24 protein-coding genes are annotated in these 22,375 nt (G+C 39.9%); 17 read left to right on the top strand and 7 right to left on the bottom strand.

What is annotated here, in order from left to right; all coding sequences use genetic code 11:
* Positions 1-106 precede the first annotated feature (106 nt).
* Positions 107-1,132 (top strand): hypothetical protein, encoded by a 1,026-nt coding sequence (locus IMO47_RS00910; protein ID WP_196074473.1) that lies wholly within the window; start codon positions 107-109, stop codon positions 1,130-1,132.
* A gap of 80 nt (positions 1,133-1,212) precedes the next feature.
* On the opposite strand, the gene IMO47_RS00905 is transcribed toward IMO47_RS00910, so the two are convergent.
* Complete coding sequence (locus IMO47_RS00905; protein ID WP_196074474.1) at positions 1,213-1,959, bottom strand: SDR family oxidoreductase; 747 nt, start codon at positions 1,957-1,959, stop codon at positions 1,213-1,215.
* 149 nt (positions 1,960-2,108) lie between these two features.
* Between IMO47_RS00905 and IMO47_RS00900 the strand changes: the two genes are divergently transcribed.
* The 6 genes from IMO47_RS00900 to IMO47_RS00875 all read left to right on the top strand — a co-directional run bounded on the left by IMO47_RS00900 (position 2,109) and on the right by IMO47_RS00875 (position 8,009).
* The gene (locus IMO47_RS00900) at positions 2,109-2,447 is read left to right on the top strand and encodes a helix-turn-helix domain-containing protein (protein ID WP_196074475.1); all 339 of its coding nucleotides are present in this window, start codon (positions 2,109-2,111) and stop codon (positions 2,445-2,447) included.
* Positions 2,448-2,553: 106 nt separating this feature from the next.
* Complete coding sequence (locus IMO47_RS00895; RefSeq protein WP_196074476.1) at positions 2,554-3,003, top strand: ammonium transporter; 450 nt, start codon at positions 2,554-2,556, stop codon at positions 3,001-3,003.
* A 26-nt stretch (positions 3,004-3,029) separates the two neighbouring features.
* Positions 3,030-5,672: a type I DNA topoisomerase gene (gene topA, locus IMO47_RS00890; protein WP_196074477.1), complete on the top strand. Its 2,643-nt coding sequence runs from the start codon at positions 3,030-3,032 to the stop codon at positions 5,670-5,672.
* A 110-nt stretch (positions 5,673-5,782) separates the two neighbouring features.
* Entirely contained in the window at positions 5,783-6,547 is a 765-nt protein-coding gene (locus tag IMO47_RS00885) for an NYN domain-containing protein (protein WP_242052582.1), read from the top strand.
* A gap of 5 nt (positions 6,548-6,552) precedes the next feature.
* A complete protein-coding gene (locus tag IMO47_RS00880; RefSeq protein ID WP_196074478.1) occupies positions 6,553-7,311 on the top strand; it encodes a hypothetical protein in 759 nt (252 codons plus the stop codon).
* A 134-nt stretch (positions 7,312-7,445) separates the two neighbouring features.
* Complete coding sequence (locus IMO47_RS00875) at positions 7,446-8,009, top strand: HdeD family acid-resistance protein (RefSeq protein WP_196074493.1); 564 nt, start codon at positions 7,446-7,448, stop codon at positions 8,007-8,009.
* A 130-nt stretch (positions 8,010-8,139) separates the two neighbouring features.
* Here the strand turns inward: IMO47_RS00875 and IMO47_RS00870 are convergent, their stop codons facing one another.
* Positions 8,140-8,592, bottom strand: a complete 453-nt coding sequence (locus IMO47_RS00870; RefSeq protein WP_196074479.1) for a carboxymuconolactone decarboxylase family protein — start codon at positions 8,590-8,592, stop codon at positions 8,140-8,142.
* A 99-nt stretch (positions 8,593-8,691) separates the two neighbouring features.
* Between IMO47_RS00870 and IMO47_RS00865 the strand changes: the two genes are divergently transcribed.
* The 5 genes from IMO47_RS00865 (at position 8,692) to IMO47_RS00845 (ending at position 13,552) form a co-directional block, all read left to right on the top strand.
* Positions 8,692-9,828: a glycerate kinase gene (locus tag IMO47_RS00865; RefSeq protein ID WP_196074480.1), complete on the top strand. Its 1,137-nt coding sequence runs from the start codon at positions 8,692-8,694 to the stop codon at positions 9,826-9,828.
* 174 nt (positions 9,829-10,002) lie between these two features.
* Positions 10,003-11,994 carry an ATP-dependent helicase gene (locus IMO47_RS00860; protein ID WP_196074481.1) on the top strand — a complete coding sequence of 664 codons (1,992 nt, stop codon included), beginning with the start codon at positions 10,003-10,005 and terminating at the stop codon, positions 11,992-11,994.
* Between the two features lie 86 nt (positions 11,995-12,080).
* Positions 12,081-12,332 (top strand): RNA-binding protein, encoded by a 252-nt coding sequence (locus IMO47_RS00855; protein WP_196074482.1) that lies wholly within the window; start codon positions 12,081-12,083, stop codon positions 12,330-12,332.
* Positions 12,333-12,661: 329 nt separating this feature from the next.
* Positions 12,662-13,165 carry a DUF6586 family protein gene (locus tag IMO47_RS00850; protein WP_196074483.1) on the top strand — a complete coding sequence of 168 codons (504 nt, stop codon included), beginning with the start codon at positions 12,662-12,664 and terminating at the stop codon, positions 13,163-13,165.
* 108 nt (positions 13,166-13,273) lie between these two features.
* A complete protein-coding gene (locus tag IMO47_RS00845; protein ID WP_004826658.1) occupies positions 13,274-13,552 on the top strand; it encodes a hypothetical protein in 279 nt (92 codons plus the stop codon).
* A gap of 93 nt (positions 13,553-13,645) precedes the next feature.
* Here IMO47_RS00845 and IMO47_RS00840 read toward each other — a convergent pair whose 3' ends face one another.
* From IMO47_RS00840 to IMO47_RS00825, 4 genes are all read right to left on the bottom strand, one after another.
* Positions 13,646-15,364 (bottom strand): cation:proton antiporter, encoded by a 1,719-nt coding sequence (locus IMO47_RS00840; protein WP_196074484.1) that lies wholly within the window; start codon positions 15,362-15,364, stop codon positions 13,646-13,648.
* Between the two features lie 182 nt (positions 15,365-15,546).
* Positions 15,547-15,702 carry a 50S ribosomal protein L33 gene (gene rpmG / locus IMO47_RS00835; protein WP_003654787.1) on the bottom strand — a complete coding sequence of 52 codons (156 nt, stop codon included), beginning with the start codon at positions 15,700-15,702 and terminating at the stop codon, positions 15,547-15,549.
* A 12-nt stretch (positions 15,703-15,714) separates the two neighbouring features.
* Complete coding sequence (gene rpmB / locus IMO47_RS00830) at positions 15,715-15,951, bottom strand: 50S ribosomal protein L28 (protein WP_000048256.1); 237 nt, start codon at positions 15,949-15,951, stop codon at positions 15,715-15,717.
* A 165-nt stretch (positions 15,952-16,116) separates the two neighbouring features.
* Entirely contained in the window at positions 16,117-17,565 is a 1,449-nt protein-coding gene (locus tag IMO47_RS00825; protein WP_196074485.1) for a coniferyl aldehyde dehydrogenase, read from the bottom strand.
* Positions 17,566-17,676: 111 nt separating this feature from the next.
* Here IMO47_RS00825 and IMO47_RS00820 point away from each other — a divergent pair, with 111 nt between their 5' ends.
* The 5 genes from IMO47_RS00820 (at position 17,677) to IMO47_RS00800 (ending at position 21,411) form a co-directional block, all read left to right on the top strand.
* A complete protein-coding gene (locus IMO47_RS00820; RefSeq protein ID WP_196074486.1) occupies positions 17,677-18,369 on the top strand; it encodes a TetR/AcrR family transcriptional regulator in 693 nt (230 codons plus the stop codon).
* 83 nt (positions 18,370-18,452) lie between these two features.
* Positions 18,453-19,319, top strand: coding sequence for a formyltetrahydrofolate deformylase (gene purU / locus IMO47_RS00815; RefSeq protein WP_196074487.1), 867 nt, complete (start codon positions 18,453-18,455; stop codon positions 19,317-19,319).
* Between the two features lie 220 nt (positions 19,320-19,539).
* Positions 19,540-20,355 carry an energy transducer TonB gene (locus tag IMO47_RS00810; RefSeq protein ID WP_196074488.1) on the top strand — a complete coding sequence of 272 codons (816 nt, stop codon included), beginning with the start codon at positions 19,540-19,542 and terminating at the stop codon, positions 20,353-20,355.
* A gap of 28 nt (positions 20,356-20,383) precedes the next feature.
* Positions 20,384-21,007, top strand: a complete 624-nt coding sequence (locus IMO47_RS00805; protein ID WP_196074489.1) for a MotA/TolQ/ExbB proton channel family protein — start codon at positions 20,384-20,386, stop codon at positions 21,005-21,007.
* Positions 21,007-21,411, top strand: coding sequence for a biopolymer transporter ExbD (locus IMO47_RS00800; protein WP_196074490.1), 405 nt, complete (start codon positions 21,007-21,009; stop codon positions 21,409-21,411). The genes IMO47_RS00805 and IMO47_RS00800 overlap by 1 nt, the downstream gene beginning before the upstream one ends.
* Positions 21,412-21,499: 88 nt before the next feature.
* Here the strand turns inward: IMO47_RS00800 and msrA are convergent, their stop codons facing one another.
* Positions 21,500-22,021 (bottom strand): peptide-methionine (S)-S-oxide reductase MsrA, encoded by a 522-nt coding sequence (msrA, locus tag IMO47_RS00795; protein WP_196074491.1) that lies wholly within the window; start codon positions 22,019-22,021, stop codon positions 21,500-21,502.
* Positions 22,022-22,375: the final 354 nt, after the last annotated feature.

The raw sequence follows: 22,375 nt of genomic DNA, 5'->3' as shown, positions 1-22,375 counted from the left end.
CCGAACGTAAAAATTGGAAATTTATAGTTAAATTTCCAATTTTATTTGACCTTTTACTGAAAGCCCGTTGTAATGCACGCCACTGTTTAATCGCAAACCTTTGATCATGCCGCATACAGTTGTTCTTTTTGACCTTGAAAATAATATGCCCACGGCACACACGCTGGGCAAAATGGTAGCGCATTACACTACATTATATCTTTTCAATCGCACTGGACATTTTGATTATTCACTGGCTGATCTCACTGAGCTTTCCAGTTGGATCAACAGTGGGCAAGTGGTGATTTTAGATGTGCCTGAAGCGGCTCAAAAAGAATATGAATATGCCGTGATTGCAGGGCAATTGTTGGCGCTTTTAACGCCAGATACACAGATCGAAATTATTTCAGCTTCGCCAAGTTCTACAGTGCTGTTGGACATCATCCGGAATGTACATCTCGATTGCCGTCTTGTTCAAATCGAGTCGACAGGTCAATTGCCAAGTCAAAAACGACAGCTTCCGAGTCTTGAAACAATTCAAAAAAAACCGTATTTACAAATGGTTAAAAAATACTGTGATGCTTTGGGAAAGATGACAGGAAAGCCGAACACAGTTGTAAAATTACGTAATTCGGTTGCCAGTACTTTGCAGGTTGTGCCAGAAAAAGCCCAGCATCTTGTAGGAATGCTGATCAATTTAAGAATTGTGAAATGTTTTGATCAACAAATTTCCTATCGGAAAAAAGTCTTAAAGCAGTGGATCAGTCTAGATGTTGAAAATTCAAATTCTCCTGATCAAACGGATCAACAGTTCGACCAACAATCACATATCAAATTACATAAAATCGATCAAATTTTAGAAAGCTTACATGCGTATCCACAGCAGGTAGATGATCAAGAATCAATTGAAACAGTGCAGCAGGGGCTGTTTAAAAATTTTGAGCAGATTGATCCTGTTCAAATTGAAGTGATTCATAAACTGAATGATTTAAAAACATCGAAACCCAAAGATATTTATGCCTTGCGTGATCTATTGGAAAAAATGTTCCCTCAATCTGATGTTCGTTTATTGCTGAAAGAGCTGATTGAAAAAGGCTATATTTATTGGAATGGACATGAAGTGGTCTATAGCCATGAAATGTATTTGAATTGATGCTGTTTATTTAAATGGATGAAAGAAATACCACAGCGTATCTCTCTCATTTATTTTCTGAATTTATTGATTGCGACACTTTATAAATTGGCGACACCACCATCAATCAATAATTCAGTTCCCACAACAAAACGAGACTCGTCAGAAGCAAGATAAATAAAGGCGTCGGCAATTTCTGTTGCTGTGGCAAGCCTTTGAAGAGGGACTAAATTTTCAATACTGGTCTTTAATTGTTCGGCTTCAGCGGGACTGTCTGCAACTTTATTGAGTGCAGGGGTGAACGTTGGTCCGGGAGAAAGCAGATTAAAGCGTATTTTATGATTTAACAGTTCTCTTGAAAGTGTTTTGACCAGAGAGCGTAAAGCGATCTTTGAAGCAGCATATACACTGCTTTTTTCTAGCGCGATATGAATGCTGGTCGAACCACACAAAATCACTGAAGTATTAGGGTTGATCATCGGAAGAAGGCTTTGGATCAAAAAGAAAGGACCTTTGAGATTGGTATTGAATATCTCATCAAATTGTTCAACGTTCCATTGACCAAACTGCTGATGGTTTACATTGCCTGCATTGATATAAATCACATCGAAGCTCAAGGAGAATTGCTGTAATTTTTCGATAAAATCATGCTGAGAATTCAAGTCAGCATGATCACATGCAAAACCCATACTTTGCGATCCGAGTTGATGTTGGGTTTGGGTGAGTTGATTTATATTCCGTCCAGTAAAGATCACCCGAGCACCTTCTTCAATTGCCCGTTGTGCGGCAGCAAAGCCAATTCCACTGGTTGCACCTGTGATTAAAACAGTCTTGTCCTTTAATCTCATTTTTTCACTATAATGTCACTAAGAAAAACGTATATTGTGAAAATTTACCCGCAGATGTAAGAACTTACCAAATGGTAACTAAGTGGCTGTTCGGTTTGAAACAGGCTGAAATCAGCCTTGATAAATTGTAGCTTTATGTAAGGTGAAAAATGACAACTGTGCAATATGAGCAAAACTGTTCGATTATGCGATTCGTTGTAATCTTTTCCGGTAAGTGGGTCTTGCCGATTGTCTATCATCTTATACACGCTCAACATCCTGTACGATTTAATCAATTACAGAAAGCTTTAGCTCCGATTCCACAAAAGGAGCTTTCAAAACAATTGAAGCTTTTGGAAGAGTGTCAACTGATCTCAAAACAGATCTATCCGGAAATTCCGCCGCGTGTGGAATATCAAATTACTGCATTGGGAAAATCACTGGAAAGTTCGATTCGCGCATTGGGCGATTGGATGATGTTTTATGAAAAAAATAGAGATGAAAAATAAGACATTAAACTGACTTTAAACTTACAGATTCGTTGTAATTTTAATTTTAAACTTGCGTTTTATATTCAGCTTATGCAACTCTAATATAGGAATTAAAAGGTGAACTATGGAACACACTGGTCTTTGGGTTGCGCTCGTTATCATTGTTTTTGTTTTGGGCTCAATTTTTGGCTTACGCGTAAGCCCGAGAGAAAAAGCATTGGGTTTAATGCGAGAAAAAGCCCGTAAGATGGGGTTGCATCCGCGTTTGGTGGCTGCGCCAGAGTGGACAAAAATCCCGATGGCAACAGAATCACGTGCAAGTATGGTGGCTTATTATAGTGTACTTATTCCAGATGCACGTTTGGCGCTGATGCGTGCATGTGTCGAAGATGAAAAGCTTCATGTGATTCAAGGTGATGAGAAATTTAATGATTTTCCCATTGCATTAAAAGGGATTTATGCTATTGATATGCAGGCAAATTGTGTAGGGCTTTATTGGGACGAAGAATCTGACCTTAGAGCAACACAACTTGATGATATGAAAGCATATTTACTTAAATTGGCTGAAATTTAACTTTATAATAGGAACAGTGGTTTATTATGGCGAACGCTCCTCGGTCCACATCCAAAAGCACTACAGCAAACTCTCCTGATGCTGGTAAAAAGCGTGCATTAGTGATTGTGGAGTCGCCTGCAAAAGCGAAAACGATTAATAAATATTTAGGCTCAAATTACATTGTCAAGTCATCCGTAGGTCATGTCCGTGACTTACCTACAGGTGGTTCTGGCAAAACAGCAGAAAAAAAGCCTGCTACACGAACTAAATTGACAGAAGAACAGAAGGCTGAAAAAGCACAATCCGCTCTGATCAACCGTATGGGTGTTGATCCAGAACATGGTTGGAAAGCCAAATATGAAGTGCTTCCTGGTAAAGAAAATGTGGTTGCAGAACTCAAAAAGCTCGCCAAAGATGCAGATGAAATCTATCTTGCAACGGATTTGGATAGGGAAGGGGAAGCGATTGCCTGGCATTTAAGGGAAGTAATTGGTGGTGATGACAGTCGTTACCATCGTGTGGTTTTTAATGAGATCACCAAAAATGCCATTCAAGAAGCATTTAAACAGCCGACACGTTTAGATTTAAATCGTGTCAATGCACAACAGGCTCGTCGTTTCCTCGATCGAGTGGTTGGCTTTATGGTTTCTCCTTTGTTGTGGGAAAAAATTGCGCGCGGTTTATCTGCGGGGCGCGTACAGTCTGTTGCAGTGAAATTGGTGGTTGAGCGCGAACGTGAGATTCGAGCTTTTGTTCCAGAAGAATACTGGCAAGTTTTTGCGGATACAAAATCTAAAACAGATGAGATTCGTTTAGAAGCCGTCAAACAGGCAGGTAAGGCATTAAAACTGCAAAACAAGGCGCAAACCGATGCTTTGTTGAATATTTTAAAAGATGCTGAATATAAAGTTGCAACACGTGAAGATAAACCGACCAAGGTTAATCCAAGCGCACCCTATATCACATCTACACTGCAACAAGCAGCAAGTACACGTTTAGGGTTCTCTGTAAAGAAAACCATGATGCTTGCACAACGGCTGTATGAAGCCGGTTTTATTACCTACATGCGTACTGACTCAACTTTTTTAAGTGACGATGCAGTCAGTATGGTGCGTCAGCACATCGAAACAGAATTCGGTGCAAAATATTTACCAGCCAAAGCCAATCGTTATGGTAACAAGGCAAATGCACAGGAAGCACATGAAGCGATTCGTCCTTCAAATGTCGCTCTGAAAGGCGATAGTTTGGCTGGTGTAGAACGTGATGCACAACGTTTGTATGATTTAATTTGGCGCCAATTTGTGGCGTGTCAAATGACACCGGCAGAGTATTTATCTTCGACGATTTTAGTAGATGCGAATGGTGTAGAACTCAAAGCCAAAGGTCGAACTTTAGTATTTGATGGTTTTACCAAAGTTCGTGGTCAAAACAAATCTGATGACGATGTTTTATTGCCTGCGGTTAAAGTAGGTGAAATTTTAAAACTTGAGAAACTTGATCCTTCTCAGCATTTCACTAAGCCACCTGCACGTTTTACTGAAGCATCATTGGTCAAAGAACTTGAAAAACGCGGTATTGGTCGACCATCAACATATGCTGCGATTATTTCAACGATTCAGGATCGTGGTTATGTTAAACTCGACAACCGCCGTCTTTTCGCAGAGAAGATGGGGGAAATTGTTACCGATCGTTTGGATGAGAATTTCAATAATCTCATGAATTACGCTTTTACAGCGGATCTGGAAGGTCAGTTGGATAAAGTTGCAGATGGCGAGCGCAATTGGAAAGAGCTGTTGGACAGTTTTTATGGCGATTTTAAAAAGCGTTTAACCACAGCTCAAGGTGAGAATGGCATGCGCCGTAACTTACCTGTAGAAGTTGAGGCGGTACATTGTAAAGAGTGTGATCGCCCTATGCAGATTCGAACCGGGACGACAGGTGTATTTCTGGGTTGTTCAGGTTATAACTTACCGCCGAAAGAGCGCTGCAAGGGTACTTTGAATCTAACTCCTGTCGAATCACTGGCAGCACTTTCTGATGATGATGGTGCTGAAACTGCCGATTTGATGTCGAAAAAACGCTGTCCAATTTGCGGTACTGCAATGGACAGCTATGTCATTGATGGTGGTCGAAAACTGCATATCTGTGGAAACAATCCAGACTGTGATGGTTATGAACTTGAAGAAGGCGAGTTCAAAATCAAGGGCTATGATGGTCCAACCATTCCATGTGACAAGTGTGATGGCGAAATGCAGTTGAAAAATGGTCGATTTGGTCCATACTTTGCGTGTATGAGCTGTGATAATACCCGTAAAGTATTAAAGAACGGTCAACCTGCGCCGCCACGTGTAGATCCAATTAAAATGGAACATTTGCGTTCAACCAAACATGATGACTTCTTTGTTCTTCGTGATGGTGCTGCGGGTCTATTCTTGGCTGCAAGTAAGTTCCCGAAAGTACGTGAAACACGTGCACCTAAGGTGGCAGAATTGCGTTCAGTTGCAGATCAACTTGATCCAAAATATCAATTTATTTTGCAAGCGCCTGATCAAGATCCTGATGGAAATCCGACATTGGTGAAATTCAGTCGTAAGAATCAAGCACAGTATATTGGTTCGGAAACACCAGAAGGAAAACAAACCAAATGGTCGTTGCTTTATCAGGATGGAAAATGGGTTGAAGCCTAAGTTTTAAAACTGATTAAAAGATGCTCACAAGGTGGGCATTTTTTATATCAATTATGATTAGAAACTGTATGATAAATAAATGAATAAAAAACTAGAAAATTGGGGATGTTGTGGAAAATACTAAAAAATTTGCGGTTTTAATTGATGCCGATAACTCATCTGTGAACTCCATTTCTTCGGTATTGGAAGAGGTGGCGAAATATGGGATTGCCAGTGTAAAGCGTGTTTATGGGGATTGGAGCAGTGATTCCCTGAAAAAATGGAGAGAAGTGTTGTTGCCGCATGCGATTACACCCGTACAGCAATTTGCATATACCAGTGGAAAAGATGCTACAGATATGATTCTGATCATTGATGCGATGGATTTATTATACGGCGGCGCATTGGATGGTTTTTGTATTGTATCCAGTGACAGTGACTTTACTCCTTTGGCTTCAAGAATTAGAGAGAGCGGTTTAGTTGTTTATGGTTTTGGGCGTAAGAAAACACCTGAGCCATTTAAAAAAGCCTGTGACAAATTTATTTCGATAGAAAATTTAATTGCTGAAGAGAAAGAAGAAGACAAACAAAGTGTTGAAAATAAAAATAATGAAAATACCAGAAAAACTTCTTCAATCGAGAAAGAAGAAACTAAACCCCCATTGGATAAAGCAACTTTAAATTTGATTTACAAAGCGGTAAAAGACAACTCAGATGACAATGGTTGGGCATATCTAGGTTCTATTGGCACCTATTTGAGTACAGTCAAGCCAGATTTTGATACTCGTGACTATGGTTATACGAAATTATCGGGACTGATAAAAGCTGTGGAAGTTTTTGAAACAAAAATAGAAGGTAGTCAAATGTTTCTTAAAAAACGAAAAAAGCAGAGTTGAATTGAATGTGGAAAAAACTTCGAATTGCAATTTTATTGATGATCCTGCTGATGGTTGGAGTGAATGCTTGGCGAGATATGAATCAAGATTGGACAAAGCCGATTGTGGTTTTACTGCATCCGATCAATGCAGATGGACAAGTCTCTACGTCCTATTATATACAGCAAATCTCTGTCGATGATTTACAGGAGATGACGCATTATTTGGCGCAACAATCGTTGCTTTTCCGTGGACAAGCGACGTCGTTTCATTTCCAGCTGGGGCGTGAGTTGAAAACTCCTCCACCAAAATTTCCTGACTCTACAAGTATATTGAATACGATATTATGGAGTTTAAAGTTTAGATTCTATGCGTGGAAACAACATCAAGGAGAGGATGGTGCACCGTCTGTAACTTTATATTTGAATTATTATGACCCAAAGTTGCAGAAAGTTTTAAAGCACTCTACTGCCTTGGAGCGTGGACGTATTGGCTCAGTCAACTTATTTGCTTCACAAAGGCAGAGCTCCAGTAATCAAGTTGTTTTGGTGCATGAACTCTTACATACTTTTGGTGCACAGGATAAATATGATCTATCGACAGGGCAGCCGCTTTATCCGACAGGTTATGCAAATCCTGAGCAAGAACCGCTTTACCCACAGCAACGTGCAGAAATCATGGGAGGATACATTGCACTTTCCCAAAGCAAAAGCAAAACACCTGAGCGTTTAGCAGATACCATGATCAGCCGTTTAACCGCACAGGAAATGGGATGGGTAAAATAGTATCCAAGCAGATCCTTTAATTTTGTTTCTGGGGATGGTCGAATAAATTCTGTGCTTTAGATGCAGATTTTATACAGACAAGATGCTGAATTAGATCAACAATCAAATCAATGAATAACAAACAAGAGAAAAATATGCGTACAGTCGGAAATGATTTAGTTCGTCACCAACTCCATGAAAACCGCAAATGGTATCTTTTACTTGGGGCATTGTTGGTTATCTTTGGCTTGGTGTTATTGGCTTCATTGGGGATGGCAACACTCACAGTTATTGTACTGTTTGGTGCATTGATGATGATTGGTGGGATTTTACACCTCATTGCAGCATTTAAAATTTTTGATGGTGGATTCCGTTGGCTTTGGGCATTGTTTGGGGTGCTGTATCTGATTGCTGGATATTATGCATTTAAATCACCAGTGACTACCGCAGTGGTGCTGACCAATCTTCTGGCAATTGCTTTATTGATTGGTGGTTTTATTCGTATTTTTAATGCGTTTATGCTTAAGCCGATGTCTGGATGGGGGTGGACATTATTTTCAGGTTTATTGACTTTGGCAACTGGGGCAATTATTTTAGCATCACCAGATGCGCCTTTCTGGGTGCTTGGATTGTTCTTGGGCGTTGATATTTTATTTCAAGGAGTGAACTATCTTACTTTTGCCGCAGCAATCAAACATATTCCTCCGGCAAGTCATTAATTTAAGCGCTGCTCACTGCGATGAACACTAAAAATGCCTGATGTACTGCATCAGGTATTTTTATTTTGCTGTTCCAGTCTATGAAATTTGATCTTTATCAGACACCAGATCTAAAACAAATGTTTTCCACTTATTCAGGTGCAACGCGATATTGACTGGAAATTGCGATGCGATTCCATGTATTAATCACAATGGCAATCCATTCAATTGCGGTAATTTCAGCACTGGATAAATGCTGTGTTGCCTGTTCATAAGTTTGATCAGGAAAATGATGCTCGGCAATCAATGTAATTTCTTCAATTAAAACTAAAGCCGCACGTTCTTTTTCATTAAAATACTCGCTTTCACGCCACGCGCTGATCAAGGCGATACGATCGATAGTCTCACCTGCTTTAATCGCATCTTGTGTATGCATACGAACACAAAAAGCGCATTGGTTGATTTGAGAAGCTCTTAACTTCAATAAATGTGAAAAACCGATATCGAGTCCAGCTTGTTGAACTTTCTGCATAGACAAATTCTCCAGTTCAAGTACTGTCTTATAGAGTTCTGGTGCGGTTTTACCGAGATTTATACGTTGCATAGCGATGATTTCTTGTGTGTTAATTTTTCATTTAACAGTTTATCTACCCTAAAAAAATGGTTATGTTATTTTTTGAATCTCACCAAAATAAATTTTCTCATGACCAAAATTTTTGTTCTTGCTCCAGACTCATTTAAAGAAAGTATGACGGCTGATCAAGCCTGTTGGGCAATGCAACGCGGTATCAATACAGCGATTGCTGATGCACAGTGTATCCATGTGCCTATGGCGGATGGTGGTGAGGGAACTGTTGATGCACTCGTCTCTGCACGGAATGGTCGTAAAATACACTTTGAAGTCACGGGCCCTCTGATCGGTCAAAATATTCAAATTTATTTAGGTTTAATTGATGAGGGTAAAACAGCCGTTATTGAAATGGCGATGGCGAATGGTATTCACCTGATCGAAAAGTCCCAACGAAATCCTTTAGTGACAACAACAATAGGGACAGGTGAAATGATTAAAACTGCCTTGGAATTGGGCGTGTCCAAAATCATTATCGGTTTAGGTGGGAGTATCACCAATGATGCGGGTGCAGGTATGGCGCTGGCCTTGGGTGCAAAATTTTTAGATAAAAATATGCATATTGTGGATGTCTGTGGTGGGCAACTGGAGCAAATCGAGACCATTGATATTTCGCAATTGGATCAGCGTTTGAAGCAGACAGAGATTGTGATTGCCAGTGATGTGACGAATCCTTTATGTGGAGCATCCGGTGCTGCTTATGTGTTTGCCCCACAAAAAGGAGCAACGCCTGAGATGGTTGAAAAGCTGGATTGGAATTTAAGATATTTTGCGGATTTGGTGAAACAGCAATTAAATATCGATGTTGCCGATGTAGATGGGGCGGGTGCAGCAGGCGGTTTAGGCTTTGGTCTGATGGTATTTGCAGGTGCAAAAATACGTTCAGGCGTAGACATTGTGATTGAAGAAACTCAGCTGGCAGAAAAGATTGCGAAAGCTGATTATGTTTTGACAGGAGAAGGTGGTATAGATTTTCAGACCAAGTTTGGTAAAACTCCTTTTGGAGTGGCGCAAGTTGCAAAGAACCTGAATAAACCTGTGATTGCTTTTGCTGGTTACGTGGGGCAAGGGGTTGAGGAATTATACACCGAGGGTTTTAGCGCAATTTTCGGCATTGTTGATGGTGCATGTGATTTACAAACAGCATTGAAGCTGGGAGAGAAAAATTTACAGCGCTGCTGTGAAAATGTCATTCGGTTGCTCAATGTCTAGTCTGGTCTTGCAGATAGATTTGCTTTGGTATTTTAAAAATGCAAAGCATATTGCATTCTGTGGTATTTTTTGCATTGATTTAAACGTCAATTCATGACTTGATACGAGGGTTTAAATGCATATTTTAGGACAGCTCTGCTAAACTAACGACCATCCATACAATGATGAGTAAAAATGAGTTTAGCCAACCTGATTGATGAATTAAACCCTCAACAAAAACAAGCTGCTACGACTGGAACAAAGCATAGTCTAGTGCTTGCAGGGGCAGGTTGTGGCAAAACCAAAACGATTGTTGCTCGTGCTGCATATCTGATTGATCAAGGTATTCCTGCGAATCAAATCCAGATTTTGACTTTTACGCGCCGTTCTGCCAGTGAAATTGTAGCAAGAGTCGAGTTGGCGTTGGGGGATCAGGCGAAAGGATTACGGGCCTCAACATTCCACACGTTCTGTATGTATTTATTGCGCCGCGCACCCAAGGCATTTGGTCTGGATCAGTTTTCAATCATTGATCGTGATGATCAATTGATGTTGTTCCGTCTGATTCGCGGTAAAGATGATAAAAAAAATCCGAATGCTTTACCGAAACCACAACAACTTTGTGATTTATATTCTTTTGCTCGCAATACACGCCAAAAACTGAGTTTGGCTTTAGAAAAACAGTTGCCTGAGTTTTTAGACGATAAAGATCAAATTGCTGAAATCATGAAAGAGTATGAAAGCCGTAAACGTGCTCGTAGCTTTCTGGACTATGATGATATCCTTGCTGTTGTTGGATCGGCTCTGGCACAATCTGAAGGATTGGTTGAGTATGTGGCAAGTCTATGCCAATACATGCTGGTAGATGAAATGCAAGATACCAATCCCTTGCAGTGGGCAATTTTAGAACCTTTGAAAGAAAAAACCTCATTGTTTTGTGTTGGCGATGATGCACAATCGATTTATGGGTTCCGCGGTGCAGACTTTGAAAATATTCATCATTTTAAAGATCGAGTGGCAGATGCAGAGATTTTCAAATTAGAAAAAAATTATCGCTCTACCCAAGAAATTTTAGACCTTTCAAATTGGTTGTTGGAGCGAAGCCCAATTCATTATGATAAAAAACTTGAAGCTTACCGTGGCGAAGGGCTTAAACCACGTATGCATGTTTTTCCAAATGAGTTTGATGAAGCAAAGTGGATTGCAATAGATATTAAAGAGCGCCATTTGTTGCAAGGCTCAGCATGGAACGATCATATGGTCTTGGTGCGTTCGGCTTTTGCTGCCAGACATATCGAAGCTGCATTTATTCAAGCCAATGTGCCTTACCGTTTTATCGGGGGAATGAAATTACTTGAAACTGCACATGTAAAAGATCTGCTCAGCCTATTGCGTGTGATTGCCAATCCGCTTGACGATATCGCGTGGATGCGTTTTTTAACCCTGTGGAATGGCGTCGGTGATGTAGGCGCAAGTAAGCTTGCTCAACAGCTGTTACTTGATCCTGATATTGAAAGTATTACAGAGAAACTTGAGAAATTTGGACGTATTCCAGATCATACCTTGCTGATCATGAAGCAAATGAGTGTGTTGAAGACTGAAGTTGAAGCTTGTGTTCGGCTTGGTGTTGAAGCAATCCTTAACCAGTTAGAAGAAAATTATGCTAAAAAGGACTGGCATAAACGCGTGGGTGATTTTGATCTGGTGAAACAGCTTGCTTCTAAACATACGCAATTAAGTGAGTTTTTAGAAGAGTACGTACTAGACCCCGTCTCGATTAGTGAGATCGAACGTCAGTCACAGGATGATGTGGTGACAATGATTACGATTCACTCTGCAAAGGGGACTGAACAAAAAGTCTGTTATGTTGCCAACGTATCCGCAGGACAATATCCGCATGCACGCGCACAAGGTAATTTTGATGAAGTTGAGGAAGAGCGTAGAGTCCTTTATGTGGCACTCACCCGTGCACAGAACGAATTGATTTTAACCAAGCAGAATTTAAACTTTTGGGCACATCGTCAGACGGATGAACAGGGAAGAGAAATCGAAAGTTATTTCTTCAATGATTTGACTCGAAATTTATGTACAACAGAAACCCATTACAGACAACGCGAGCAAACAGTTAAAAGTGCTTTAATTGAACGGCAAGCGATTAATTTAGATTTTGGCATTGATCTGGATTAAACTATGACAATTGTGTTTTCATTCAAAAAGTAGGTAGGCGAGTGCTTTTTGATGTTTTTTGCCTCGTTTATATTTAAGGTTGTGAGATGAAAATTTTAGTTCGTAATTTAGAACGTACTGTGACCGAAGCAGAATTGCTGGAACTCTTTAAACAGTATGGTGCAATTGATTCATGTACTTTGGTGTTGGATACAGAAACAGGTAAGTCAAAAGGCTTTGCTTTCGTGGAAATGCCGAATGGTCGTGAAGCAATTAAAGCGATTAAAGGGTTGAATACTTTACGTTTACATGGTCACGGGATTCGTGTGAAAGCTGCGGAAGAAAAGCCAAAAACTTAATCTAACAAGGAGCAGGAATGCTCCTTTTTTATATAAAGTGATGGTTGAATAGATCACGATCAATTTATTTGTGTTTTCTGTATGGTTGAGTGAACTATTTTGATGAGCTTCTTGCTATTCATTTTATTGACATTCAACATGGATAAAATTTATTGTGATTTCTGTGCAATAAAGATTAAGCTAAGTCGAATATGTTGACACTTCACAGATGCTTGCGACAGTGGACATTTTTTCATGCCTTGTTTATGTCGTTTCAGTCGATAACGCAAGGTATGGTTGCAATCTCAACAGACGCTATGTAATAAATGCCAAAATCTTAGGGAACATCCATGTCACGTGTAGCTCGCTTTCATGCAGACCGTACCAATCAAAAACTTTATTTTGCCCGTCTCTCATGTATGCAGGCAGAGCAGACAGAAAATGTTCAGCAAGCCCAAGCGCAGCGTGAAGCAGCGGTATTTCATCTGCATGGTGCGGTTCTGGCTTTTTTACAGGAACTGGTTCGCTATTATCGATTAAATGATTTATCTCCTACTTTGAAGTCGATTGAAGAAAACATGGCTGCCAAAGGGCAGGTATCACCTGAAGTTTTGGTGATGCAGAAGTTGGCAAAGGAAGGATTTATTGCAGAGCTTAAAAGAGCTTATCGTTTGTGCCAATACGCACCTGAACCCAGTGCACCGGAACCAGAGGATGAAACATCATCTAATTTAATTATTAAAGTGACGCAAACACCACAAGCTTGGTTGCCTGATACTAAAATTTTGAGAGAATGGCACCGTGATTTATCACAGCTTATTGATGGTTTTCGTAATGAAATGGTTGAATTCTGATCTTTTTGATCAGATTCACTTGAAATTTTGTTTTAAATGACTATATAAAATATCTACAAGATGCAAAGTGCATTCAGTGCTTTGCCCCATGTTGAGCATGGAGGATTTATGTCTATTGAACAGTTAAAAGAGTTATTTGGGAATCAAGAAGCTATTTTGGAGTTAGTACAACTCGAAGGTGGTGAGTTGGCATTGCGTAATGCAGGTTCTGAGAAAGATCCATTGGTCACGATTCAGTTTAATGAGGAAGTGAAGGCATTATTGGGTGACCAAACCCCAGCGATAGCTCAGCAAATGATTCAAGCTGCATTGTTTGCCTTGCTTGAAAAGCAAGCGGATGAGTGGCATGCAGAAGTTGTTGATGTGCAGCCAAAATATATGAGCTAAAGTTTGTTTTGCTAGAAAAAGTACAACAAAACGCACTTTAAAGTGCGTTTTTCTTGGTCTTGCTTTGAACTCAGCTAAGATCTCAACAAAGATTTAATGCGTCGGCTCATGATGATGTGCAATTTGAATTTGATTTAAAATATGGTTGCTCATATTTTTAGCCATTTCCTCTTTTGCATAATAGACTTCACCGATATTGTCTTTACGAATGACCTCAGCTTCTTCTTTATTCTCAGCACAAACCAAAACTTGAATTTCTGGATTAAGTAATTTTGCCGTGTCGACAATTTTATGGATATCGACAATATCCATGGGTGAAATAACCAAGAGTCTTGCATGTTGAATATGGGCTTGAATGAGAACACTCGGTTCAGTGGCACGACCAGAAACCGCAGCGATGCCTTTTTCACGCAAGTTTTCTACAATTTCACGATTTTCTTCTGCAATCACCACCTTAATACCATCTTGCATAAGTGTCTTGGTAATGCGACGTCCGACTTCACCATGACCTACGATCACCACTTGGTCACGTAAGTAAGCCTGATCGACTTCATCAGGAAGCATTGCCAATGGGTCGCCACTGCGTTCAAGCAAGCGCGCTAAATGTGAGCGTTCACGAATCCAGTTCTGTACAGGCTCAATGGCTGAAAACAAAAATGAGTTGAGGGTAATCGAGAATAATGCACCTGCCAAAATCAAGTTTTGTGCTTCAGGGCTCAATAATCCAAGTGATAAGCCGAGCGTGGCAAGGATGAATGAGAATTCCCCGATTTGTGCCAAACTTGCACCAACAGTCAAAGCGGTATTGATCGGATAGCGGAAGAATAAAACCAAGGCCATTGCTGCCAGCGTTTTACCAATCATAATAATGGCAATAACCACTAAGATATGTAAAGGTTGTTCAATAATAATGCGTGGGTCAAACAGCATTCCTACAGAAACAAAGAAAAGAATCGAGAAAATTTCTCTCAATGGTAAGGTTTCTTCTTCCGCACGATGGCTAAAATCTGATTCTTTTACCACCATCCCGGCAAAGAATGCTCCCAACGCCATAGACACGCCAAAGATCGCGTATGAGCCATAAGCAATTGAGACTGCTGCTGCAACTACAGTGAGGGTGAAAAGCTCTCTAGAACCTAAACGAGCGACATATTGCATGATCATAGGAACGAGTCGTTTGCCAACAATCAGCATAAAGGCAATAAAGCCTGTCACTTTTATGAGGGTGATTCCCAATGTCATCCAAATGTTCTGATCTGATTCATGTCCTGCGATTGGATGTCCGCCGAGAAGTACTGCCGTCGCTGGTAGTAAGACCAAGACCAACACCATAACCAGATCTTCAACCAATAACCAACCCACAGCGATTTTGCCGTTTACTGAGTTTAGTAAGCCTTTATCTCCCAGTGCCTTGAGTAAAACGACGGTGCTGGCACAAGACAAACTTAAACCAAAGACCAATGCAGACCCAAAACTCCATCCCCAAATCAAGGAAACAGCGATTCCCAATAATGTTGCAACTGCGATTTGTAAAATTGCCCCTGGTAAAGCAATTCGTCTGACTTGCATTAAATCATTGAGTGAAAAGTGCATGCCTACGCCAAACATCAAAAACATCACACCGAGTTCAGCAAGCTGATTGGCAAGTGTAATGTCTGCGACAATTCCAGGTGTATTGGGACTAATGATAATCCCTGCAATTAAATAACCAATCAGAGGTGGAAGGCGTAAACGTGCAGCGATATAGCCAAAAATGAGGGCTATACCAAAACCGACTGCAAGTAAAATAATCAGATCTACGTCATGAGGCACTAAATACTCCTTAATATTGAGGAGAAATCATTCAAAAAATCATTTCTAGAAGGGTATGGTTCGTTGTGAAACCATAGAAAATGCACGAATAGTGCCAAATTTATTGAAGATTTTAACAAGCTGAAGAAAAAAAAGGCAAAAAAAACGACCCAAATGGATCGTATTTTTTAAGAAAACTAAAATTATTTAATTTTAGCTTCTTTAAAGATAACGTGTTGACGGATTTTTGGATCAAATTTTTTGATTTCCATTTTTTCCGGCATAGTACGTTTGTTCTTAGTAGTGGTATAGAAATAACCTGTACCAGCAGTAGAAACTAGGCGAATTTTATCACGCATGGTTCAGACTCCTTAGATCTTTTGACCTTGAGCACGTAGGTCAGCAACAACCTTTTCAATGCCCAATTTGTCGATAATACGCATACCTTTAGTGGTTAAACGAAGACGTACGAAACGTTTTTCGCTTTCTAACCAGAAACGGTGGTGATGCAGGTTCGGCTCGAACCGGCGTTTAGTTTTGTTGTTGGCGTGTGAGACGTTGTTACCAACGACTGGACGCTTGCCGGTAACTTGGCAAACCTTAGACATGGTGTAACTCCATTGATTTAGCCAACAGCAAATCTGTATGGCCAGTCAAAATAAAACGGATTGAATTCATTCAAGGGGCGTTTTATACCAAAATTCCGCTTAAAAGACAAGCGGAATTCGTCAAAACGCAATCTGATCTATTGTGATAGATCATGCCTTGATCAGTTAGCGTAAGAAAGTTTTCTCTAAAATTTTATTTAGGGGTTTATCGTAAGGCGCTAAGATGAATTTTAAGCTAAAGAGCTTAGGAATAGACATCACTGAACGTTCATGTGATAAACCAAAGAAACCTTCTGGGCCATGATATTTGCCCATACCCGAAGCACCAACGCCACCAAATGGTAGATCGTCTTGTGCAACATGGGTCAGTACGGCATTTTGACCGAAATGTCCTGAATGAGTACGTTGAGAAACGTATTCAGCACGAGCATTGTCAAAGTCGAAATAGTATAAAGCAAGTGGACGAGGTCTGCCATTAATAAAGTCAATCACATCGTCGATTTGATCATATTCCATGATTGGAAGGACTGGACCAAAAATTTCATTCTTCATAATATCCATCGTAGGCAAGACACCTGTTAAGAATGTTGGGGCAATTTTTCGGACTGTAGTTAAATCCTCATGATTAGGATTAATCTCAGTAAATTGAGCACCTTGTTGACGTGCATCTTCTAAATAACCTTGGATGCGATTGTACTGTTTGTCATTGATGATACTGGTGTAGTCCTGATTGTCTCGCAAGGTCGGGTACATTGCTGTCGCGATTTCTTTAAATGAATCAATAAATTCAGCTGTTTTACCTTTAGGCAGGAACATATAGTCAGGTGCAACACAAGTTTGACCTGCGTTCCAAAGCTTGCCAAATGCAATTCGTTCAGCCACCAATTTTAAATCACTGGATGGGTGTACAATCACTGGCGATTTACCACCCAGTTCAAGAATGACAGGCACAAGATTCTCTGCTGCTGCACTCATGACTGTTTTACCAACATTGGTAGAACCTGTAAAAATGATTTTATCGAATGCTAAATGCGAAAAAGCATCGGAAATTTGCCCACCGCCGTTCACTACTGCAACCAACTCTTGTGGAAATGCCTCTGATAGTGCATTTTCAAGCACATAACCAAATTGAGAAGATGAACTGGAAATTTTTAACATGGCGTGGTTACCCGCCGCCAAGGCGCAAATCAGTGGTCCAACGGACAGTAACAACGGATAATTCCATGGCGCGATGATTCCGATCACGCCTAAAGGTTGATATTGCACCCATGCTTTACCAGGTTGGTGTAACATAGACACATGACGCTTAGATGGCTTCATCCATGCTGTTAAATGCTTGCTATAATATTTAATTTGCTCTAAACAGGTAAGTAGTTCACCGATTTTAGTTTCACTGATTGAACGATTGCCGTAATCTTGGTTGATTGCATCTGCAAATTGATCTTGATATTTTACCAAAACTTTTTTCAAGCGAGCTAAACGTTCAATACGCTCTTTTGCAGTAGGCACAGGATAACGCTGATAGGCAGCTTTCTGTTGCTCAAGAAGATCATGCATACGTTGAACTTCAGGTGAATAGGAAGTCATTGAATCTGTTTTTGTATGACTGTTCATGACAAACACCATTTACGAATAGGTTAATATAATATATTTTTTAGAGTAAATACTCTAAATAGTCAAGTCACTTTATGTTAGCTTGTGCTAACGGTTAAAAATGGTAATAGGATGTCAAGCTCCAAAACTTTGAAAACGAAAGATCGAATTTTGCAGATTAGCCTGCAACTTTTTAATGAACGCGGAGAGCGTGCTGTTACGACCAATCATATTGCAGCTGAGCTTGGGATTAGTCCTGGAAATTTGTATTATCATTTTCGAAATAAGCAAGAAATCATTAAAGAGTTGATGGAGCAATATCAAAAAGAAACTTTGGATATGCTTTCATTACCCGATGACCGTATCGTCAATGCCAATGATAAAATCCGTTATTTCCAAGTGTTGAGCAGTCAGCTGTGGGAATACCGTTTTTTACATCGTGATGTCTATCATTTAATTGAAAATAATGAAGATTTTAGAAAAATATATCCCCGTTTTGCCGGTAAAGTGATGCAGCAGGGACAAAAAATTTATCATGCTTTTGTTCAAGCCGGATTGATGCAGATGACAGCATCTGAAATTGAAGCATTGATTATCAATATTTGGATTGTGCTTACCAACTGGACGAACTTTCTTTATATGTCGGGACATTTGAGTGATTCTAATCATTTGGATGAAAAATGGATTTGGCAGGCTTTACGCCAAATGGTGTTTTTAGAAGGTCCTTACTTACGGGGTGAAAGTCGTGAAACCTACGAGCGCTTGTTGGAAAGTTTTGGTTCTTCAGAATTATTTGCAAGTTTATCGGCAGTAAAACACGATTGATGCCGAATCAAGATTGAAAGCTGCTAAAAAAGCGTTAGAATACTCGGCTGTTTTAAACTAATTTATAAGTGATATCCTTCAACATGAACATGACTACTGCCAACACAGCACGTCTACTGATTACTTGTGAAGACAAGCCAGGAATCGTGCAAGCTGTATCGAGCTTTTTGTATCATCAGGGCGCAAACATCACCGCGCTTGATCAATACGCAACTGAAGCTCAGGGCGGGCGTTATTTCATGCGTGTTGAGTTTGAGCTAGACCATTTGCAATCTCGTCGTGAAAGTTTGATTCAGACTTTCGCAAGTAATGTTGCTGAGCGTTATGCGATGCATTGGCGTTTAAGCTTGGTGAGTGACATTAAGAAAGTCGGCATTTTGGTTTCTAAAGTTGACCATGCGCTACTGGAGTTGTTGTGGCGCCATTCGCGTGGTGGCTTGCCTTGTGAAATTACTCAAGTGGTGTCAAACCATGAAGATTTGCGTGAGTCTGTAGAGAACTTTGGCATTCCTTTCCATGTGGTTCCAGTCAATAAAGAAAATAAGCGTGAAGCATATGCGCAGATTGATGAACTGATGCAGGGCAATGACTTGTTGGTGCTTGCACGATATATGCAGATTCTTGATGAAGAGTTTGTACAAAAGTGGGAAATGAAGGTGATCAATATCCACCATTCATTCTTGCCTGCGTTTGTAGGTGCAAATCCTTATAAACAAGCCTATGAAAAGGGTGTGAAGTTGATTGGGGCGACTGCACATTATGTCACGGCTGATTTGGATCAAGGTCCGATCATCGAGCAGGATGTAGAACGCGTTAACCATGATTTTACAGTTGAACAATTACGTGAATTGGGGCAGGATGTCGAGCGTAATGTGCTGGCAAGAGCTGTAAAATGGCATCTTGAAGATCGTATTATTGTCGATGGCAACAAGACTGTTGTATTTCAATAATATGTGAATGTTGTTTAATTTTTTTAAGATGAAATTGGGATGTTTTATGCATCCCTTTTTATTTTTTTATTTGTAAAAACGATAAAAAACGCAAAAAAAGCAGTTGCAAATGAAAACACTTCTCATTTATGATTGTTGCACTTTAATTGTTCTATCCGATGAGCTTAATCTGTAAATTGATTGTTTTACAGTTTACTCAATTTTAGGTATTTAGATTCTTATGAGTCAGTCTTCCTCTGCACCACTTCAAACGCCACCACCGATGAAGAAAAAAGTCCTTGTTGCTGTCTTGGCAGTTGTTGTTGGACATGTTGGTGTATTGTGGGGAATCAGCAACATGAAGGCTTTTGAATTACCTCAAATAAAGAAAGAACCTTTAAAAATCAAATTTTTAAAGCTGAAAGAAGATGCTCCACCACCGCCTCCACCTCCTGTTGAACAGATCAAGCCTAAAGTTAAACCAAAGCCGGTAGAGAAGAAAGTCGAACCGAAACCGGTGGTCAAGCCGAAAGTCATTGAGCAGAAAAAACCTGTGGAAAATGATGATCGGGCAAGAAAGCTTGAAGAGCAAAAACGTCTGGAAGACCAGAAGCGTTTAGAGGATCAAAAGCGTTTAGAAGATCAAAAACGCCTAGATGAGCAAAAGCGTTTAGAGGATCAAAAACGTTTGGAGCAACAGAAGCGTGAACAAGAGGAACGTGACCGTCAGCGTCGTGAGCAAGAACAACGGAATACGCCACGTAATGTCAGTGACGGACAGGTATCTTGGAGTCGCAGTCCTCGAATTGCAAAAGAACAGCTACTTAAACTGATGTCACCAGAAGATGGGACAAAAGTTGTGAATTTAGAAATTACTGCAGATGCAAATGGAAATATTACCAATGTCCGTATTATCCAATCGAGTGGTAATTCAAGTTTAGACAGTTACGTTGTTAAACAGACACAATCTGCAAAATTTAAAGCCTACAAAGAAAATGGCACTGGTGTACCATTTAAAATTAGGCAGGATTTTGCGTTGTCAGTCTCTAAAAAATGATTTTTTTTAAGAATTAGGAAATGTGCATATGAACTTTTCAGTTTATTGGCAACATGCTGATGCGGTCAGTAAAACACTGTATTTCGTGTTATTGGCAATGTCTATTGCAACGTGGACTGTGTTCATTTTGCGTATTTTAGGCACGCGTCAACTCAAGCAGGTTGCTCAAGACCATCTCGCTCAAGCGTTGAGTGCATTAAAGGCAAAACTTGCACCACTTAGTTTTGACCAGCGTAAAGCAGTTGCAGAACAAGCTTTGTTACGTCAAATCTCGGTTGAAAAAGCCAGTGCTGAAAAGGGTGTCTCTGTTTTAGGTACGATTGCTTCACTTGCACCATTTGTTGGTTTGTTTGGTACAGTGTGGGGGATTTTCCATGCTCTGGTTGCTGTCGGTAAAAGCGGTCAAGCGGGTCTGGCTCAAGTTGCAACACCTGTTGGTGAAGCGTTGATCATGACGGGTCTTGGTCTTGCAGTCGCAATTCCTGCGGTATTGGCATATAACATTTGTGTGCGTTTCAATCGTACTTTGTCAAATGAATTACAAGATCAGGCACATGGTCTATTGATTGATACAATGTTGCAGCAAGAATCTTCAACGAAAAAAGTTGAAGCTGAGGCGACAAATAAAAGTTTAGTGGGAGGTCAAGCTTAATGGCTTTTCAACTGGGAGAAGACAACGATTCTGGCATGAATGAGATGAATCTCATTCCGCTGATCGATATTATGTTGGTATTGATGATCATCTTCTTGGTGACAGCAACCGTTGCTAACCCATCGATACCGTTAACTTTACCGAAAACCACAGCTGAAGTGAATGCTCCACCTCCTGAAGCCATTACGATTAGTATTAATCAGCAAGGCGAAGTGGCTTGGAATGATCAAATCATCACTTTAGATGAATTATCGAAACGATTTGATGAAGCTGGACAGAAACCTGTTAAACCCGCTGTTCAGTTAAGAGCTGATAAAGAATCGCGTTATGACACTGTTGCACAAGTAATGTCGCGTGCAAGTGAGGCAGGACTCAATGATCTTGCATTTATGAGTGATAATTAACCAAAATTAAGATATTTAAAAAGTTTTTGAAACCTCCCTGATGGGAGGTTTTTTTATACGGATTTAAATCCTCTAAATTTAAAAAAACTTAATCTTTGAGCAAGTCCTGGAATTGACTGTGTAATTTAAGTAACTTTGGTGGAATGGCAAAATTACAATATCCCTGCGCAGGATTACGGGCAAAGAAATTTTGATGATATTCTTCTGCAGGATAGAACGTTGGAGCAGGGCTTAACTCTGTAACTATATTCAGCCCGTCCGCTTTGAGCTGTTCAATAAAGCTTTCAGACTCAACCTTTTGCTGATCATTGAAGTAATAAATGACAGAACGGTACTGTGTACCAATATCATTGCCTTGACGGTTTAACGTGGTAGGGTCATGTATCGCAAAAAATACAGTGAGCAGTTGCTGATAACTGATTTGCTGTTCATTGAAATCAATCAAAATCACTTCAGCATGATTGGTATCTCCATTGCAAATCGACTCATAGGTAGGATGGGTTGTATGCCCGCCAGCATAACCGCTTACGACCTTTTGAACACCTTTAAGCTGTAAAAAAACGGCTTCTGTACACCAAAAACAGCCACCACCGAATAAAGCCTGTTGCATTGAGGAATCCTTTTATTATTGAATGGGAAAAAATATGATCTAAATGATCATAGCGTGAAAGCTGTGATTATGTCATATCACTATTTCAGAATGGATAAGACGACAACCTGATTAAGTTGATCGCTCAGGGGAAATTGTAGCTAAATTTAGAATCAAATAAATATAAATAAATTGTCAAAGCTTATGGTATTCGTGTGAGTAAAAGGCATTTAAAAAGAATGTTCTTGATATTTCAACCCAATACAAGGTTGAGATTTACCTTATATTTGTCATTTTGATTTGTGCAAACTACTGATATGAAATCAAGAAAAAAATAATTCATGATACTTTTTTGAATTGAGTTAGGTCTAAAAG

The sequence above is a fragment of the Acinetobacter sp. Res13-Abat-PEC15-P4-01 genome, from assembly GCF_015676285.1.
In the GTDB taxonomy this organism is placed as follows: domain Bacteria; phylum Pseudomonadota; class Gammaproteobacteria; order Pseudomonadales; family Moraxellaceae; genus Acinetobacter; species Acinetobacter nematophilus.
This window is presented reverse-complemented; position numbering and strand designations above follow the sequence as displayed.